General features: G+C 72.3%; 13 protein-coding genes and 1 tRNA gene. 3 read left to right on the forward strand and 11 right to left on the reverse strand.

What is annotated here, in order from left to right; translation table 11 throughout:
* Positions 1-42 precede the first annotated feature (42 nt).
* A complete protein-coding gene (locus ACFYYJ_RS18380) occupies positions 43-2247 on the reverse strand; it encodes an MMPL family transporter (RefSeq protein ID WP_389133641.1) in 2205 nt (734 codons plus the stop codon).
* Positions 2248-2372: 125 nt separating this feature from the next.
* The gene (locus ACFYYJ_RS18385) at positions 2373-2963 is read right to left on the reverse strand and encodes a TetR/AcrR family transcriptional regulator (RefSeq protein ID WP_385122610.1); all 591 of its coding nucleotides are present in this window, start codon (positions 2961-2963) and stop codon (positions 2373-2375) included.
* A gap of 152 nt (positions 2964-3115) precedes the next feature.
* On the opposite strand from ACFYYJ_RS18385, the gene ACFYYJ_RS18390 reads away from it, so the two are divergent.
* Positions 3116-6370, forward strand: coding sequence for a S41 family peptidase (locus ACFYYJ_RS18390; protein WP_389133644.1), 3255 nt, complete (start codon positions 3116-3118; stop codon positions 6368-6370).
* Between the two features lie 79 nt (positions 6371-6449).
* Here ACFYYJ_RS18390 and ACFYYJ_RS18395 read toward each other — a convergent pair whose 3' ends face one another.
* From ACFYYJ_RS18395 to ACFYYJ_RS18410, 4 genes are all read right to left on the reverse strand, one after another.
* On the reverse strand, positions 6450-6635 hold the full coding sequence (locus ACFYYJ_RS18395; RefSeq protein WP_385361636.1) for a hypothetical protein: 186 nt from the start codon (positions 6633-6635) through the stop codon (positions 6450-6452).
* Positions 6636-6710: 75 nt separating this feature from the next.
* Positions 6711-7595: an SDR family oxidoreductase gene (locus ACFYYJ_RS18400; RefSeq protein WP_385122617.1), complete on the reverse strand. Its 885-nt coding sequence runs from the start codon at positions 7593-7595 to the stop codon at positions 6711-6713.
* Positions 7592-8530, reverse strand: a complete 939-nt coding sequence (locus tag ACFYYJ_RS18405) for an alpha/beta fold hydrolase (RefSeq protein ID WP_385361640.1) — start codon at positions 8528-8530, stop codon at positions 7592-7594. Before ACFYYJ_RS18405 ends, ACFYYJ_RS18400 begins: the two co-directional genes overlap by 4 nt.
* Positions 8527-10221: a flavin-containing monooxygenase gene (locus ACFYYJ_RS18410; RefSeq protein ID WP_389134001.1), complete on the reverse strand. Its 1695-nt coding sequence runs from the start codon at positions 10219-10221 to the stop codon at positions 8527-8529. Before ACFYYJ_RS18410 ends, ACFYYJ_RS18405 begins: the two co-directional genes overlap by 4 nt.
* A 128-nt stretch (positions 10222-10349) precedes the next feature.
* On the opposite strand from ACFYYJ_RS18410, the gene ACFYYJ_RS18415 reads away from it, so the two are divergent.
* Positions 10350-11045: a MerR family transcriptional regulator gene (locus tag ACFYYJ_RS18415; RefSeq protein ID WP_389133647.1), complete on the forward strand. Its 696-nt coding sequence runs from the start codon at positions 10350-10352 to the stop codon at positions 11043-11045.
* Here the strand turns inward: ACFYYJ_RS18415 and ACFYYJ_RS18420 are convergent.
* The gene (locus tag ACFYYJ_RS18420) at positions 11027-11830 is read right to left on the reverse strand and encodes an exodeoxyribonuclease III (protein WP_389133650.1); all 804 of its coding nucleotides are present in this window, start codon (positions 11828-11830) and stop codon (positions 11027-11029) included. The two genes, ACFYYJ_RS18415 and ACFYYJ_RS18420, sit on opposite strands and share 19 nt — an antisense overlap.
* Before the next feature lie 38 nt (positions 11831-11868).
* On the opposite strand from ACFYYJ_RS18420, the gene ACFYYJ_RS18425 reads away from it, so the two are divergent.
* Positions 11869-12381, forward strand: a complete 513-nt coding sequence (locus tag ACFYYJ_RS18425; RefSeq protein ID WP_385361646.1) for a GNAT family N-acetyltransferase — start codon at positions 11869-11871, stop codon at positions 12379-12381.
* 166 nt (positions 12382-12547) lie between these two features.
* On the opposite strand, the gene ACFYYJ_RS18430 is transcribed toward ACFYYJ_RS18425, so the two are convergent.
* The 4 genes from ACFYYJ_RS18430 to ACFYYJ_RS18445 all read right to left on the reverse strand — a co-directional run bounded on the left by ACFYYJ_RS18430 (position 12548) and on the right by ACFYYJ_RS18445 (position 16058).
* Positions 12548-13924, reverse strand: a complete 1377-nt coding sequence (locus tag ACFYYJ_RS18430; protein WP_389133652.1) for a CoA transferase — start codon at positions 13922-13924, stop codon at positions 12548-12550.
* A gap of 157 nt (positions 13925-14081) precedes the next feature.
* A tRNA-Ala gene (locus ACFYYJ_RS18435) sits at positions 14082-14155 on the reverse strand.
* Between the two features lie 78 nt (positions 14156-14233).
* A complete protein-coding gene (gene glpR, locus ACFYYJ_RS18440; RefSeq protein ID WP_389133655.1) occupies positions 14234-15280 on the reverse strand; it encodes a gephyrin-like molybdotransferase receptor GlpR in 1047 nt (348 codons plus the stop codon).
* 169 nt (positions 15281-15449) lie between these two features.
* A complete protein-coding gene (locus ACFYYJ_RS18445; RefSeq protein WP_385122635.1) occupies positions 15450-16058 on the reverse strand; it encodes a GNAT family N-acetyltransferase in 609 nt (202 codons plus the stop codon).
* Between the last annotated feature and the right edge of the window lie 15 nt (positions 16059-16073).

Raw genomic sequence — 16073 nt, forward strand, 5'->3', positions numbered from 1 at the left:
GGTGATCGGGGGTGCGGGGCCGGGACCGTCGTGCGGGAGCGGTTACGCGTTGACCAGCTCGCGGCTCTTGCCCGGGCCCTCCGTGCCGTCGGAGGAGTCGGAGGCCAGGTGCTTGCGCAGGCTCTCGCCCTCGACGTCGACGTTCGGCAGCAGCCGGTCGAGCCACTTGGGCAGCCACCAGGCCTTGTGGCCGAGCAGGGCGAGCACCGCCGGGACGATGGCCATGCGGACCACGAAGGCGTCGAAGAAGACGGCGACGGCCAGGCCGAAGCCGATCATCTTGACCATCTGCTCGCTGGCTCCGATGAAGCCGGCGAACACCGCGATCATGATGACGGCGGCGGCCACGACCACCCGGGCGCTGTACTGGAAGCCGGTCACCACGGCTTGGCCCGGGCGCTCGCCGTGGACGTACGCCTCCCGCATGCGGGTGACGAGGAAGACCTCGTAGTCCATGGCCAGACCGAAGACCACGCCGACCATGAAGATCGGCATCATCGACATGATCGGACCGGTCTGCTCCACGCCGAAGAGCGAGCCGAGCCAGCCCCACTGGAAGACCGCGACGACCGCGCCGAGGGCGGCGACGACGGAGAGCAGGAAGCCGAGGGCCGCCTTGAGCGGGACCAGGACCGAGCGGAACACCAGCATCAGGAGCAGGAAGGCGAGGCCGACGACGAGCGCGAGGTAGGGCAGCAGCGCGTCGTTCATCTTCTGCGAGAAGTCGATGTTCATCGCGGTGGCGCCGGTGACGAAGACGTCGTCCCCGTTGCCGTCGCGGATCTCGTGGACCAGGTTCTCGGTCTGCGTGGAGGACGGACGGTCCTTCGGGATGACGGTGATGACCGCGGCGTCGCCGGCCTTGTTCGGGTTCGGCGGGGTGACCATGGCCACGCCGTCCAGGCCCTTGATCCGGTCGACCGTCTTGTCGGCGAGCGCCTTGTCGCCGTCGACGACCACCAGCAGGGGGCCGTTGAAGCCCGGGCCGAAGCCGTCGGACAGCAGGTCGTACGCCTGACGCTGTGTGGTGGAGACGGGCTGGGCGCCGTCGTCGGGCAGACCCATCTCCAGCTTGCTCGCGGGGATCGCGATGACGCCGAGGCCGATCACACCGGCCAGCAGCACCATGACCGGGCGGCGCAGGACGAAGCGCGCCCAGCGGGTGCCGCCGTTGGGCTTCGCCTTCGTACCGGCGGGCTTGCCCTTGCCGAACAGCTTGCTCTTCCGGCCGGCCGGAAGGACCTTCTTGCCCGCGAAGCCCAGGATGGCCGGGACCAGGGTGAGCGCCACCAGGACGGCGATGACGACGGTGCCGGCGGCCGCGACGCCCATCTTGGTGAGCATCGGGAGGTTGACGACGGCCAGGCCCACCAGGGCGATGACCACGGTCAGACCGGCGAAGACGACGGCGGAGCCGGCCGTTCCGACCGCCCGGCCCGCGGCCTCGTCGCGCTCGCGGCCCTCGGCGAGCTCCGCGCGGTAGCGGGAGACGATGAAGAGGGCGTAGTCGATGCCGACCGCGAGGCCGATCATCATCGCGAGCGTGGAGGTGGTCGAGCCGAGGTCCAGCACGTTGGCGAGCGCGGTGATGGAGGAGACGCCGATGCCGACGCCGATCAGCGCGGTCAGCAGCGGCAGCCCGGCCGCGATCAGCGAGCCGAAGGTGATGACGAGGACGATCCCGGCGATCAGGATGCCGACGACCTCGCCGGAGCCGGTTTCGGGGGCCGCCATCAGGGCGTCGCCGCCGATCTGGACGTTCAGGCCCGCGGCCTTGGCGTCCTTGCCGGACTCCTTGAGCGCGTCGCGGGTGGCGTCCTTCAGCTCCATGCCGCTGACGTCGTACTTGGTGCTGATGTAGGCGGTGCTCTCGTCCTGGCTGACCGCATGGGTCTCGTACGGGTCGGCGACGGAGGAGACCTGCTCACCGCCCGGTCCGGACTTCAGCCCGGCGACGATCTTCTGCACCTCGGCCTTGGGGCCCGGGTCGGTGATCTTGGCGCCTGCGGGGGCCTTGACGACGATACGGGCGGTCGCGCCGTCGGCGGACATGCCCGGGAAGCGCTCGTCCAGCAGGTCGAAGGCCTTCTGGGCCTCCGAGCCGGGGATCGAGAACGAACCGGAGGTGGGCGCTGCCGCCGTGGCGGCGCCGAATCCTGCGGCGAAGAGCAGCGCCACCCATATGAGGGCGACGATGCCCCGGCGCCTGAAGGCGCCGCGGCCGAGCCGGTAGAGGAAGGTAGCCACGAGGGTGGTTCTCCCGTTCAGGTCGTGGGATGGAAAAGGGCAGGAAGAGCCGGCCCGACGACGAGAGCGGCGTGTCAGGAGCAGCGGAACGCGACGAGCAAGGGGACGGGGCGAAACGGGGAGGATCAGACGCCGAGGGCGGGGAACACCACGGCGTCGATGAAGTCACCGAGGAACGTCCGGTCCACCGGACGGTCCTCGATCAACGGGAGCGCGATGAACGCCCCGATGAGCATGTGGGGTACGAAGTCGAGGGCACGGCAGTCCGGGCTGATCTCGCCCCGGTCCACCGCGCGCCGCAGCATCGACTGGAGACCGTTGATCTCCGGGTCGACGAGCAGCTCGCGCAGTGCCTTGTGGAGTTCCGGGCTCTCGTGGATGGCGTGGGTCAGACCCCGCATCAGTGCGGTGTCCTTGGCCATCTGCGCGTCGTCCGAGTGCTCCACCATGCGCGCGAAGTCCCCGCGCAGGCTGCCCGTGTCGATCTCCCGCAGCGAGACGGGCTGCGTACATCGCAGGGCCTTGGCGACCAGCTCCGGCTTGCTCCCCCACTGGCGGTAGAGGGTGGCCTTGCTGGACTTCGTACGGGCGGCGATCGCGTCCATGGTCAGCGCCTCGTAGCCGACGTCACGCAGGAGGTCGAGGACCGCCTCGTGCAGTTCGGCCTGCCGTTCGGGGGTGATCCGGCTGCGCCGCGGCGCGTGCGCCTCGGTCATCTCCGCACCTCCCACTCGAACGAAACCACTTCGTACTCTTAAGACCATACCCCCCACTTCAACGAAACGAAACCGTTCCGTTTCGCTAGCGGGCGTGGTCTGGATCACCTGTACGAGTTGCCAGGCCCCCCCGGCGCGGAAAGCATTGGGGGGTGAGTCACGACGTCGCGTACCTCCGCTTCCCGCACCTCCACGACGACCTGCTGTGCTTCGCCACCGAGGACGATCTTTGGATCGCGCCCTTGGTTCCCCCTGGAGATCCGGTCGGCCGGGCCTGGCGCCTGACCGTCGACCGGACCAGGGTCAGCCACCCGCGCTTCTCCCCCGACGGCAGCCACATCGCCTACACCAACTGGCGCAGCCTCGACCCCGAGATCCACCTCGCCCCCGTGGACGGCGGGCCCGTCCGCCGGCTCAGCTACTGGGGCGCCACCGACACCCGCGTCTGCGGCTGGGACCCGGACGGCAACGTCCTCGCGGTCACCTCGCAGGGCCAGCCCTTCTCCTACTACTCCTGGGCCTACAAGGTGCCGACGGACGGCAGCCCGGGCGGGCGCCTGCCCTGGGGGCCGGTCTCCGACATCCAGGTCGCCGACATCGACGGGGAGCACCGCACCCTGCTGCTCACCGGCAAGCCGCCGCACGAACCCGCCGCGTGGAAGCGCTACCGGGGCGGCGCCACCGGCCGGCTGTGGCTGCACGGCAAACGGCTGCTGGAGGACATCGAGGGCCACCTCGACGCCGCGATGTTCGTGGACGGCCGCATCGCCTTCCTCTCCGACCACGAGGGCGTCGGCAACCTGTACTCCTGCCGGCACGACGGCACCGATCTGCGCCGCCACACCGACCACGAGGAGTTCTACGCCCGGCACGCCTCCAGCGACGGCCGCCGGGTCGTCTACCAGTGCGCCGGCGAGATCTGGCTCGTCGACTCCCTCGCCCCCGACTCCGTCCCCCGCAAGCTCGACGTCCGGCTCGGCGGCCCGCGCGCCGGTCGACGCACCTACCAGGTCCCGGCCGCCAGCCACGTCGACTCCCTCTCCGTCGACACCACCGGGCGGGCCAGCGCCGTCGTCGTGCGCGGCAGCCTGTACTGGCTCACGCACCGCGACGGGCCGGCGCGGACCATCGCCGACACCCCGGGCGTACGGGTCCGGCTGCCCGAGATGCTCGGCTCCGGCGGCCAGGTCGCCTACGTGACGGACGCCGAGGGCGAGGACGCGATCGAGATCGCCTACCTCCCCCGCGCCTCCGGCGACCGGGAGCCGCGCCGGCTGGCCTCCGGCAAGCTGGGCCGCGTACTGGAGCTGCTGTCCGACCCGGACGGGGAACGGCTCGCGATCGCCTCCAACGACGGGCGGCTGCTGCTCCTCGACGCGACCGAGGAGTCCGACGGGGAGGTCACCGAGCTCATCACGTCCATCAACGGGCCCGTCACCGACCTGGCGTTCTCCCCCGACGGGGCCTGGCTGACCTGGTCGCACCCGGGCATCGGGCGCTCGCTGCGGCAGATCAAGATGGCCCGGATCTCCGGCCCCGGGCCGCGCGTCATCGTCGACGTCACCAACGGCCGATTCGAGGACGAGAACCCGGTCTTCACCCGCGACGGCCGCTACCTGGCCTTCCTGTCCTGGCGCGGCTTCGACCCGGTCTACGACGTGCACACCGGCGACCTCTCCTTCCCGCTGGGCTGCCGCCCCTACCTGGTGCCGCTGTCCTCGGCCACCCCCTCCCCCTTCGCGCTCTCCGCCGAGGGTCGGCCCGCCGCGGGCGGACTCGACCCGGCGGAGGGCGACACCGGCGACGGCACGGTGACCGTCGAGGTGGAGGGGCTGGAGAGCCGGGTCACGCCCTTCCCGGTGACCGCGTCCAAGTACTCGGCCCTGTACCCGGTGAGCGGCGGCGGACTGGTCTGGCTGCGCTGGCCCATCTCGGGCGCGCTCGGCGAGACCTTCGCCAACCCGAACGACATCAGCGGCAAGCCGACGCTGGAGTGCTTCGACCTCACCAAGGCCCGCAAGACGGAACTGGCCTCCGGGCTGGACTGGTTCGCGGTCAGCGGCGACGGCACCCGGCTCGTCATCAACGACGACGGCGACCTGCGCGCGGCCCCCGCCACCGAGTCCGGCGACAGCGATTCGACGGTCTACCTCGACCTGCGGCGCATCCTGCACGAGGTGGACCCGGCGGCCGAGTGGCGCCAGGCCTTCGAGGAGGCGGGCCGGCTCATCCAGGCGTACTTCTGGGAGCCGAAGATGTGCGGCATCGACTGGGACGGCGTACTGCGCCAGTACCGCCCCCTGGTCGAACGGGTCGCCTCCCCCGACGAGTTCGCGGACCTGCTGCGCGAGGTCCTCGGCGAACTCGGCACCTCGCACGCCTACGTCTCCCCCGCCCGGCGCAACGAAGGACCGCCCCACTACCAGCGGGCCATCGGGCTGCTCGGCGCCAACCTCGTGCACCGGGAGGAGGGCTGGGTGGTCAAGCGGATCCTGCCCGGCGAGTCCTCCGACTCCAAGGCCCGCTCCCCGCTGGCCGGCACCGGCATCCGCGACGGCGCGGTGCTCACCCACGTCGACGGCCGGCCCGTGGACCCGGTGACCGGGCCCTACCCGCTGCTGTCGGCGGCCGGCGGCACCACCGTCGAGCTGACCTTCACCCCGGGCGACGGAGAGGGCCCGGCCCGCCGGGTGGCGATCGTGCCGCTGATCGACGAACGGCCGCTGCGCTACCAGGACTGGGTGGCCAAGCGGCGGGCCGTCGTCCGCGAGCTCAGCGGCGGCCGGTGCGGCTACCTCCACATCCCCGACATGGGCGGCTCGGGCTGGGCGCAGTTCAACCGCGACCTGCGCATGGAGATGTCCCGGCCCGCGCTGATCGTCGACGTGCGCGGCAACGCGGGCGGGCACATCAGCGAGCTGGTGGTGGAGAAGCTGACCCGCTCGATCCTCGGCTGGGACCTCACGCGCAACGCGCAACCGGTGTCGTACGCCTCCAACGCGCCCCGCGGTCCGATCGTGGCGCTCGCCGACGAGGCGACCTCCTCGGACGGCGACATGATCACCGCGGCCTTCAAACTGCTGGGCCTGGGCCCGGTGGTCGGCCAGCGCACCTGGGGCGGGGTGGTCGGCATGACCGGCCGGCACACCCTCGGCGACGGCACGGTGATCACGGTGCCGATGAACGCCGCCTGGTTCCCGGAGTACGGCTGGTCGGTGGAGAACCACGGCGTCGAACCGGACCTGGAGATCCTGCGCACCCCGCTCGACTGGGCCGAGGGCCGGCACGCCCAGCTCGACGACGCCGTGCACCTGGCACTGGAACTCCTCGAACAGGACCCGGCCGCGGTCCCGCCGGGCTACACGGACGTCCCGGACCGCCGCCGCCCGAAGCTGCCGCCGCGCTAGCAGGGGCAGAGCACGCGAAAGGGGCGCGATCCCCGCCACGGCGGGAATCGCGCCCCTCGGCGCCGCCTACCGACCGAGGTCAGGCGTCGAAGTCGTCGTCGAACCGGGCTCGGGCCTTGTCGTCCGCCCCCCGCGCCTTCCTCTTCGCCTGTTCCGCGGCCTGCGAAGAGCGTTCGGCGGCTTCGTCCTCGGCTCCACCGGCCTCCGACTTCGCCTTCTGCGCGAGCCGTTCGGCCTTGTCCTGGAACTGGTCCTTGATACCCATGCTTTTCACTCCGTGCGGGGTGTAGGTGGTCGGGCCCGACCAGACTTGCACGGCCGGACGAACCCCGCATTTCGATCAGCGGTCGACGGTGCGTTCCTTCTCGTCCGCGGCGCCACCGGCCCCCACAAGGCCCTTGGAAACACCGGCCAGTCGCGGTTCGAACCGCTTCATCTCGCGCTGTCCGACCGTCGCGATGATCCCCGGCAGGTAGCCGCGCATCCCCTGCATCCCGCGCAGCCACCACTGCGCGTACACGTGCGCCGAGCGCCGCTCGATGCCCGCCACGATCCGGTCGACGGCCGGGCCCAGCGGATAGGTCCGGTTGGACGGCCACGGCAGCCGTTGGCGCAGCTCGCGCATCACCTCGTCCTGGTCGGCGCCGCGCACCATGTCGGTGTCGGTCCAGGAGAGGTAGCCGACGCCGACCTTGACGCCCTTGTAGCCGACCTCGGCGCGCAGGCAGTGAGCGAAGGCCTCGACACCCGACTTGGAGGCGCAGTACGCCGTCATCATCGGGGCCGGGGTGATCGCGGCGAGCGAGGCGATCTGCAGGAAGTAGCCGCGGCTCTCCATCAGTACGGGCAGGAAGGCACGGGCCGTGACGGCCCCGCCGATGAGGTTGACCTCGATGACCCGGCGCCAGGCGTCGGGGTCCGAGTCGGCGAACGGCCCGCCGGCGGCTACTCCCGCGTTGGCGACGACGATGTCGACCTTGCCGAAGCGCTGCTTGACCTCCTGGGCGACGCGGGCCATGGCCTCGTGGTCGGTGACGTCGGCGTACCAGTGGTCGCTGTCGGTGTGCAGCCGCTCGGAGACCTCCTTGAGGGCCTCGGGCTCCAGGCCGACGAGCGCGATCTTCGCACCGCGCGCGGACAGTTTGCGGGCGAGCAGCTCGCCGACTCCGCGGGCGGCGCCGGTGACGACGGCGACCTGGCCTTCCAGACTGCTGCGGGAGCTCATGTCGTCTTCTCCTCAACGTCGCTGTTCACGTTCACGTTCACATCGATCTCCACGAGCTCGCGTATGGCGCTCGTCACCGCCTCCGGCGCCTCGATCGGCGTCATGTGCCCCATCCCGGTCAGCTCGGTCAGCCCGACGCAGTTCGGCAGCGCGGCGGCCAGGCGGCGGGCGTGCGTGACCGGGGTGAGCCGGTCGGCGGTGCCGCCGATCACCGCGGTGGGCACGGTGAGCGCGGCCAGGTTCGCGTCGAGGTCGAGCCCCGCCAGAACCTCGGACCACGCGTGCCGCACCTTGGTCGGGCAGGCGTGCACGATCCGGGCGCAGGCCTCGACCCGGTCCGGGGCGGAGCCGGGGCCCATGGTGGCGTACTTGAGGACCTTGCGGGCGACGCTTGTGACCGGCCCGAGCGGGGCCCGGGAGCCCAGCACCGCGCCGGTGACACGGGTCCGGGCGGGCCCGGCGCGCAGCGGCAGCACCCGCGCCTCCTCCACCAGCCGGGAACTGCCGGTGCTGCACAACAGCGCGGCGGACACGTGCGCGGCGAACTCCGGCCGCCCGGCGGCGGCCATGATCGTCATGCCGCCCATGGAGTGCCCGGCGACGACGGCCCGCTCCCCGGGCTCCAGCACGGCCCCGAGCACCGCGACGAGGTCGTCGGCGAGGGCGGTCGTGCTGTGCGCGGCAGCGGCCGGGCTGCGCCCGTGCCCCCGCTGGTCGTATGCGATGACCTTGTGGTCCTTGGCCAGTTCCCGCACCTGGGCGGCCCAGAAGGCGGTGGAACAGGTCCACCCGTGCGCCAGCACCACGGCCGGCGCCCCGTCCTCCCCGTGCACCTCGACGTGCAACCGCGCCCCGTCGGCGGACACGGCGACGACCTCCCGCCGCGCGACGGGCGGCGCGTAGACCCCGGAGTCCACATGCATCAACCTGCTCACGCGGCCCCCTCCCCAGCGCCCGTCTCAGCCCCGCCGGCGTTCGAGACGCCGCCGGAGGCCAATTCAGCCCCGCCGGCGTTTGAGGCGCGGGGGTTCGGGGGCAGCGCCCCCGGCAACGGCGCCGCACCGGCCCCCGCGGCCCCCGCCCGCCGCCGCCCGCCCTTCGCCCCGGCGGGAGCCGCCACGGCAGGGACACGCTCCCGAACCCGTACGACCTCGTACTCGGAGAGGTCGACCAGACGGGTCTCCTTCCGGAACTCACCGGTCGTCCCCGGCCACACCGTCGTGTTGCGCCCCTGTGCGTCGAGGTACCAGCTGGTGCAGCCACCGGTGTTCCACACCGTCCGCTCCATCCGCGCCTGCACGTACCGGTTCCACTTGTTCACCGCCGACGGCCTCGCCGCCAGCGCGACCCGCCCCCCGAGCACGCCCAGCTGCCGCAGGTAGTCCGCCATGTAGTTCAGCTGCGACTCGATCATCAGGATCATCGAGCTGTTCCCCAGCCCGGTGTTCGGACCGATGATCGTCATCCAGTTGGGGAAGCCCGCCGCCGTGGCCCCGCGCAGCGCCTGCATCCCGTCCTTCCAGGTGTCCGCGAGGGTCTCGCCCTCCGCGCCCACCACCCGGTCCGCGATCGGCATGTCCGTGACGTGGAAGCCCGTGCCGAAGACGATCGCGTCGACCTCGGTCTCGGTCCCGTCCGCGGCCACCAGCACAGAGCCCCGGATCTCCTTCAGCCCCGAGGCGACCAGGTCCACATTGGGCCGGGCCAGCGCCGGGTAGTACTCGCTCGACAGCAGGATCCGCTTGCAGCCGATCCGGTACGACGGCGTCAGCTTGGCCCGCAGCGCCGGGTCCTTGATCGAGCGCGCCATGTTGGCCTTGGCCAGCGATTCGATGAGCCCGAGCTGGTTGGGCCGCTTCGTGAACGCGCTGACCTGGAGCTCCCGGATCCCCCACAGCAGCCCGCGCCGCGCCGCCCGGGTGAACGGCAGCTGCCGGTGCAGCCAGCGCTCCACGGCCGTGATCGCCCGGTCGGTGCGCGGCATCACCCACGGCGGGGTCCGCTGGAACAGCGTGAGCCGCTGCACCTCCGGCGCGATGGCCGGCACGATCTGGATGGCGGAGGCACCCGTACCGATCATGGCGACGCGCTTGCCGGCGAGGTCGTAGTCGTGGTCCCAGCGCGCGGAGTGGAAGACCTTGCCGGGGAACTCGGCGAGCCCCGGGATCTCCGGCATCTTCGGGTCGGACAGCGGCCCGGTGGCGGAGACGACCACGTCGGCGGTGAGGTCCCCGCCCGCCGTCTCGATCTCCCAGTGCAGCTCGTCCGCGTCCCAGCGCATCATCCGGACCTCGTGGTTCAGCCGGATGTGGCGGCGCAGCCCGAAGGTGTCGGCGACGTGTTCCAGGTACTCGCGGATCGCCGGCTGCCCGGAGAACGTCCGCGGCCAGTCCGGGTTGGGCGCGAACGAGAACGAATACAGGTGGGAGGGAACGTCGCACGCGCACCCGGGGTAGCTGTTGTCGCGCCAGGTCCCGCCGACCGAGTCGGCCCGCTCGAGTACGACGAAGTCGGTGATCCCCTCGCGCCGCAGCCGCACGGCCGCGCCGAGCCCGCCGAACCCGGACCCGATCACCGCCACGCGTACGTGCTCACGCACGCGCTCGCCCTTGCCCATGCCGCCCATGCCGCCGCCTTCCGCATCTGCAACACTGCCAGCAATCACTGGCACAATCGGGAGAGTAGAGCAGGCCCGTACTCATGGGTAGGGGTCGCGCGCGGAAAGTTACCGCCCGTACGCCATAGGCTGCGCTCGTGGCGAAGGATGAGACGGAACCGGACACAGTGCGTGAGTACCGTACGGAGGAACTGGCCGAGGCGGCCGGCATCCCCGTGCGCACCCTGCGCTTCTACCGCGAGCGCAAGCTGCTCCCGCCGCCCCGCCGAGAGGGCCGGATCGCCTGGTACGACGAACACCACCTGGCCCGGCTGCGCACCATCGCCGCGCTGCTGGAACGCGGCCACACCCTCGGCGGCATCGCCGAACTGACCGCCGCGTTCGAGAGCGGCCGCGACGCCGGCCAGGTCGGCGAGCTGCTGGGCATCGGCTGGTCGGAGGAGACCCCGGTCCGCCTGTCCCCCGAGACGCTCGCCGACTACTTCGAGGGCGAGGTCACCCCGGAGAACCTGGCGGCCGCGCTCGACCTCGGCTACCTGGCCGTCGACGGCGACGAGATCGTGCACGTGAGCCGCCGCCTGCTCGACGTCTCCTCGGACCTGGTCCGCGAGGGCGTGCCGCTGGCGGACGTCCTGGAGACGGGCCGCCAGGTCCGCGCGCACGCGGACGCGATGGCGGCCCTCTTCACGGAGCTCATCGCCGCCCACATACCGGGCGAGGACGCCCTGACCCGGCTGCGCCCGCTGGCGAAGAGCGTGGTCGAGGCGGAACTCACGATGGCGATGGACCGCGTGCTGTCCCGTGGGGACGGGAATCAGACCCCGAGCTCGTAGACGACGGTGACCGGCGCGTGGTCGGACCACCGCTCGGGGTGCGTCTCGGCTCGCTCCACGAAGGCCTTCACGGCCTTCGCGGCCAGGCCCGGGGTGGCCACCTGGAGGTCGATGCGCCAGCCGGCGTCGTTGTCGAAGGCCCGCCCGCGGTAGGACCACCAGGAGTACGGGCCCTCGGTGTCGGGGTGCAGCCCGCGCACCACGTCCACGTAGCCGGTCTCCGCGTACACCTTGCCGAGCCACTCCCGTTCCTCGGGCAGGAAGCCGGCGTTCTTCCGGTTGGTCTTCCAGTTCTTGAGGTCGGCTTCCCGGTGGCAGATGTTCCAGTCGCCGCACACCACGACCTCGCGCCCGTCGGCGGCGGCCCGCACCTTCAGCTCCGCCAGATAGGCGCGGAACTCCTCCATGAACCGGTACTTCTCGTCCTGCTTCTCGGTCCCCGCCTCGCCCGAGGGCAGGTAGAGGCTGGCGACGGTCACACCGGGCAGATCGATCTCGATGTAGCGCCCGCTGGTGTCGAACTCGTCACTCCCGAACCCGACCTGCACCCGCTCGGGCTCCCGACGCGTGTACAGCGCGACGCCCGCCCGCCCCTTCGCCGCCGCCGGCGCGAACACGGTGTGCCACCCCTCGGGCTTCCGGGCCTCCTCCGGGATCTGCCCCTCCTCGGCCCGCACCTCCTGGAGGCAGACGACATCGGCGTCGGACCCGGCCAGCCAGGGGACGAAGCCCTTCTTGGCCGCGGCGCGGATCCCATTCACATTCACGGAGGTAACGGTGAGCATCCCAGCACCATAGCCGGAGCGTTCCGTACGATATTCGAATGTCTCACGGTATAAACCTCCGCGCCGTGCCGTACGACCACCCGGACGCGGTCAAGCTCAACGACCTGGTACAGATCGAATACCAGGAGCGGTACGACGGCGAGGGCGACGAAACGTTCCTCGACCCGGCGATGTTCGTACCTCCGCAGGGCCTCTACCTGCTCGCCTACGACGCCTCGGGCACCCCGGTCGCGAGCGGTGGCTGGCGCAGCCAGGAGGAGAACGACGAGGGCTACTCGGACGGCGACGCCGAGCTCAAGCGCATGTACGTCATCCCCGAAGCCCGCGGCCTGGGCCTGGCCCGCCGCATCCTGGCGACCCTGGAGGACGACGCCCGAGCGGCGGGCCGCACCCGCATGGTCCTGGAAACGGGCGACCAGCAGCCGGAGGCCATCGCCCTGTACCTCTCGTCGGACTACGCGATGTGCACCAAGTTCGGCTTCTACCGCGACTACGACTCCAGCCGCTGCATGTCGAAGCCGTTGCGCAACCCCAGCCCCGCCGGCGTTTGAGGCGCGGGGGCCGGGGCGGAGCCCCGTCAGCGGCGCCGCACCCGCCCACGCGAACCCGCCCCTGCAAACCCACCCCGGCCGGGGCGAACTCCAACCCCGCCGGCGCTTGAGGCGCGGGGGCTCCGGGGCAGCGCCCCGGCAGCGGCGCCGCACCCGCCCACCCGCCTTACCCCCGCGGGAGCCAAACGGCCTCGTCCGTGCCCCAGCGGGACGGCCCCCGCCCCCACTCCCCGAAGGGACTCGCGGCGTACCGGAGCACCCCGTACCCCGAGTCCACCTCCCGCAGCCACGGCCCGGCCGAGTAAGCCCCCCGCCCGCACCGGCCCCCGGCCGGCCCGGCGAGCCCCCGCACCAGCCACGACCCCGTCCCGGCGAGGGAGAACCGCAGCCCCCGCCCACCCCCCTCCGCGAGACCCCTCAGCACGCCCGCCGCCACGAGGTACCCCGTCCCGTGGTCCAGCGCCTGCGCCGGCAACACCCCCGGCACCCCGTCCGCCCGCGGCCCCGCATCCGCGCACGCCGCCGTGATCCCGTACCCCGCCTGCACCAGCGAGTCGAACCCCCGCCGCCCGGCCCACGGGCCCCACTCCCGCCACCCCCACGCGCACAGCTCGGCCACCACCAGCCCCGGCCACCGCTCCAGCAGCTCCGCCGCGCCGAACCCGTACCGCTCCAGCGCCCCCGGCCGGTACCCCGAGACCACCACGTCGGCCTCCGCCAGCAACCCCTCGAACACCGCCCGGTCCCCCGCCACCCCGAGGTCCAGCCGCGCCGACCGTTTCCCGAAGCCGGTGTCCGCGAACGCGTCGTCCGCCTCCGGAAGCCGCGGCGAGTCGATGCGCAGGACGTCCGCGCCCAGCAGTCCGAGCGTCCGCGTGGCCACCGGCCCGGCGATGACCCGGGTCAGGTCCAGCACCCGCACCCCGGCCGCGGGCCGCCCGGCGGGGGCGGGTCCGAGCGGCCGCCCCCGCGCGCCCGATAGCCGTACGGGTTCCACGAGCGGCTGCGGCTCCCCGTACTCCTCGGCGACTGCGACGGCCAGCCCGCCCCCCGCGTACACCAGCTCCTGAACCTCCACGGCCGGCCGGCCCGCCACCGCCGCCCGCAGCGCCTCGGGAGTCGCGGAAGGCAGCCCCAGCGCCCGCGCCAACGCCGCCTCGTGGTGCGGATAGTTGGCGTGCGTCCGCACCCACCCGTCCGCCGCCCGCCAGAAGCCCGACAGCGGCGCGAAGTTCACCGGGGCCCGCCCCGCGACCCTCAGGTGCCGCTCGCTGACGAACGCCGTCGCCACCGCGCCCTCGTCCACCACCACCGGAGTCAGGTCCTGCGGCCCGCCACCGGCCCGTACGGCGGCCAGCTCGCCCGCCGCGAGCGCGCACGCCCCGACCGTGGACCGCGCCAACTCCGCGACCGGCAGCGGCCCTTCTCCCAGATCCCCGGCCCCCCGGTACCGCACGCGCCCCACGAGCCCCGACGCCCCACCGAGCGCCGCCCAGGCCTGCGCGGTGCCCCCGTCCCGCCCACCCGCATCAGCGATCGTCATGGCCCCATTCTGCGATCCCCACCACCGCCGCGGCGATCCGCGGGACGAACACCGGGCCGGCCGCCAACAGGCCCCGGAAACGCCGAAATCCCGCCCGGTCTTTCGACCGGACGGGATTTCATGACGTTCCCGAGAGCTACTCGCGAACTGTCGTTTGTGGACCTGTGGGGATTTGAACCCCAGACCCCCTCGATGCGAACGAGGTGCGCTACCAGACTGCGCCACAGGCCCTTGCGACGTGTGAAACATTAGCATCCCCGCGCCGGTGCTCCAAAACGCGTATCCCGGAGCGTCCGCGCAGGTCACCGATCACTCGTTCGCGGCACGCGGGCGGTCGTCGCTCTCGTACTGGTCGAACAGCGGTGTGCGGCCCCGGCCCTGGCCGCGCGGGCGCGGGGCGGACTGGGGTTTCGGGTCCTGCTTCGGGGCCGCCGGCTGCGACTGCGGTTGGGCCCGCAGGCGGGGGTCCGTCGGCTCGGCCGCGCTGGAGCGGGTCGAGCTCCAGGCGTCCGGGGTCGCGGGGCCGGTCGCGCGCGGGGCCACCGGGGCCGTCACATACGTCGGCAGCGGGACCGGTACCGGCTCCCAGCTGTCACCGCGCACCGCGCCGCGGTCGCGTTCGCGCTGCTGGTCCACCCACTCGGCGTGGTCGGTCTGCTCGACCAGCGCGCGCCGCCCGGCCTCCTGCGGGGAGACCGGTGGCGCGGGGTCCGGTTCGGCGCCCGGCGCCGCGGTCTCCTCGGAGTCCCGGCGGCGCGGGCGGTTCTCCCTCAGGTTGCGCGCGGCGGCCTCGGCGCGGCGCCGGTCCATCGTGAACTCGTAGCGGCGCCGCTCCTGGACCCGCAGGTGCACGATGTACGCGCTCAGGAGCAGCGCGGGCACGGCGGGGGCCCACAGGTAGCGCAGGCCGCCGACCGCGGCGACGATCGCGCCGAGGGTGAAGACGAGGAAGAGGAGCGCGGTGGTGCGCCTGCGGCGTGCGAGGACCTGGAGGCGCTGTTCTCGCCGGGCCCGCTCCGCGCGGTGCTCCCGTTGGGTGGCGGCCTGTCTCGGCTCCGCCCTGGTCGGGGACACGCCGAGGGCCCGGGCGTCGGCGTCGACGGAATCGACCGTCTCCGTGACCGCGTCCGGGTCCGCGTGGGGCTGGGGCTCCGCCTCCTCGGCACCGCGCTCACGCAGCCCCTTGGCGTAACGGCGCTCCATTCCCGCCCGGCCCGAAAGCAGCCGAATGGCAGTGGAGAAGCGTTCCGTCGGACGGGCTTCGTTCAGCTCGTCCTGCCTCCGGAGCCACATGGGCACCAAGTAGGCGGCCCAGGCCCCGACAATGACTGCGTAGATGAGGCCGCTGCTGCTCACACCTCACACCGTAGAGGGACGCGGCCTACGGGATCGGCCAATTGGGCCGGTGTGTCGCGCGATCTCGCTGATATCACGGACTTTTTTTGTGATTCTTCGGATCAGGTTATGGGCAAATCGGTTACCCGGGGCCTACCCGGCTCGATAAATCGAACGGATAATCGATTATCTATTTCGGCGGGGCCCCCGACTGCCGGGACCGCTGCCAGCGCCGCAGCAGCCCGTCCGGCACCTCCTCCGCCGTGACCGCGTAGACGAGGTGGTCGCGCCAGGCACCGTCGATGTGCAGGTAGCGCGGACGCAGCCCCTCCTCGCGCAGGCCCAGCTTCTCCACGACCCGTCGGCTCGGTCCGTTCTCGGGGCGGATGCACACCTCGATCCGGTGCAGTCCGACCTTCGCGAAGCAGTGGTCCACCGCCAGCGCCACCGCCGTGGGCATGACCCCGCGGCCGGCCACGTCGCGGTCCACCCAATAGCCGACGTGCGCCGCACACATCGAGCCCCAGGTGATCCCGGCGACGGTGAGCTGGCCGACCAGCCGGCCCTGGTACTCGATGACGAAGGGCAGCATCCGGCCCGCGTTCGCCTCGGCCCGCAGGTGGCGGACCATCTGGCGGTACGTCGGCCGCTGTATCACCGGCCCCCAGGGGGCGGGCGGCGGAATGGTGGCCTCCCACGGCCGGAGCCAGTCCCGGTTGCGGCGGTTGACCTCCCGCCAGGCCTTCTGGTCCCGCAGTTTTATCGGCCGGAGGGTGACGTCGCCGTCGGTCAGGACCACCGGCCAGGTGGGGCC

Source organism: Streptomyces sp. NPDC002467, assembly GCF_042889825.1.
Classification (GTDB): Bacteria; Actinomycetota; Actinomycetes; order Streptomycetales; family Streptomycetaceae; genus Streptomyces.

Bases quoted from the DNA above. Each gene is read 5' to 3' on its own strand.
- ACFYYJ_RS18420 (WP_389133650.1), bottom strand. From the start codon at position 11,830: ATGCTCACCGTTACCTCCGTGAATGTGAATGGGATCCGCGCCGCGGCC.
- ACFYYJ_RS18385 (WP_385122610.1), bottom strand. From the start codon at position 2,963: ATGACCGAGGCGCACGCGCCGCGGCGCAGCCGGATCACCCCCGAACGG.
- ACFYYJ_RS18395 (WP_385361636.1), bottom strand. From the start codon at position 6,635: ATGGGTATCAAGGACCAGTTCCAGGACAAGGCCGAACGGCTCGCGCAG.
- ACFYYJ_RS18430 (WP_389133652.1), bottom strand. From the start codon at position 13,924: ATGACGATCGCTGATGCGGGTGGGCGGGACGGGGGCACCGCGCAGGCC.
- ACFYYJ_RS18425 (WP_385361646.1), top strand. From the start codon at position 11,869: ATGTCTCACGGTATAAACCTCCGCGCCGTGCCGTACGACCACCCGGAC.
- ACFYYJ_RS18400 (WP_385122617.1), bottom strand. From the start codon at position 7,595: ATGAGCTCCCGCAGCAGTCTGGAAGGCCAGGTCGCCGTCGTCACCGGC.
- ACFYYJ_RS18410 (WP_389134001.1), bottom strand. From the start codon at position 10,221: ATGGGCGGCATGGGCAAGGGCGAGCGCGTGCGTGAGCACGTACGCGTG.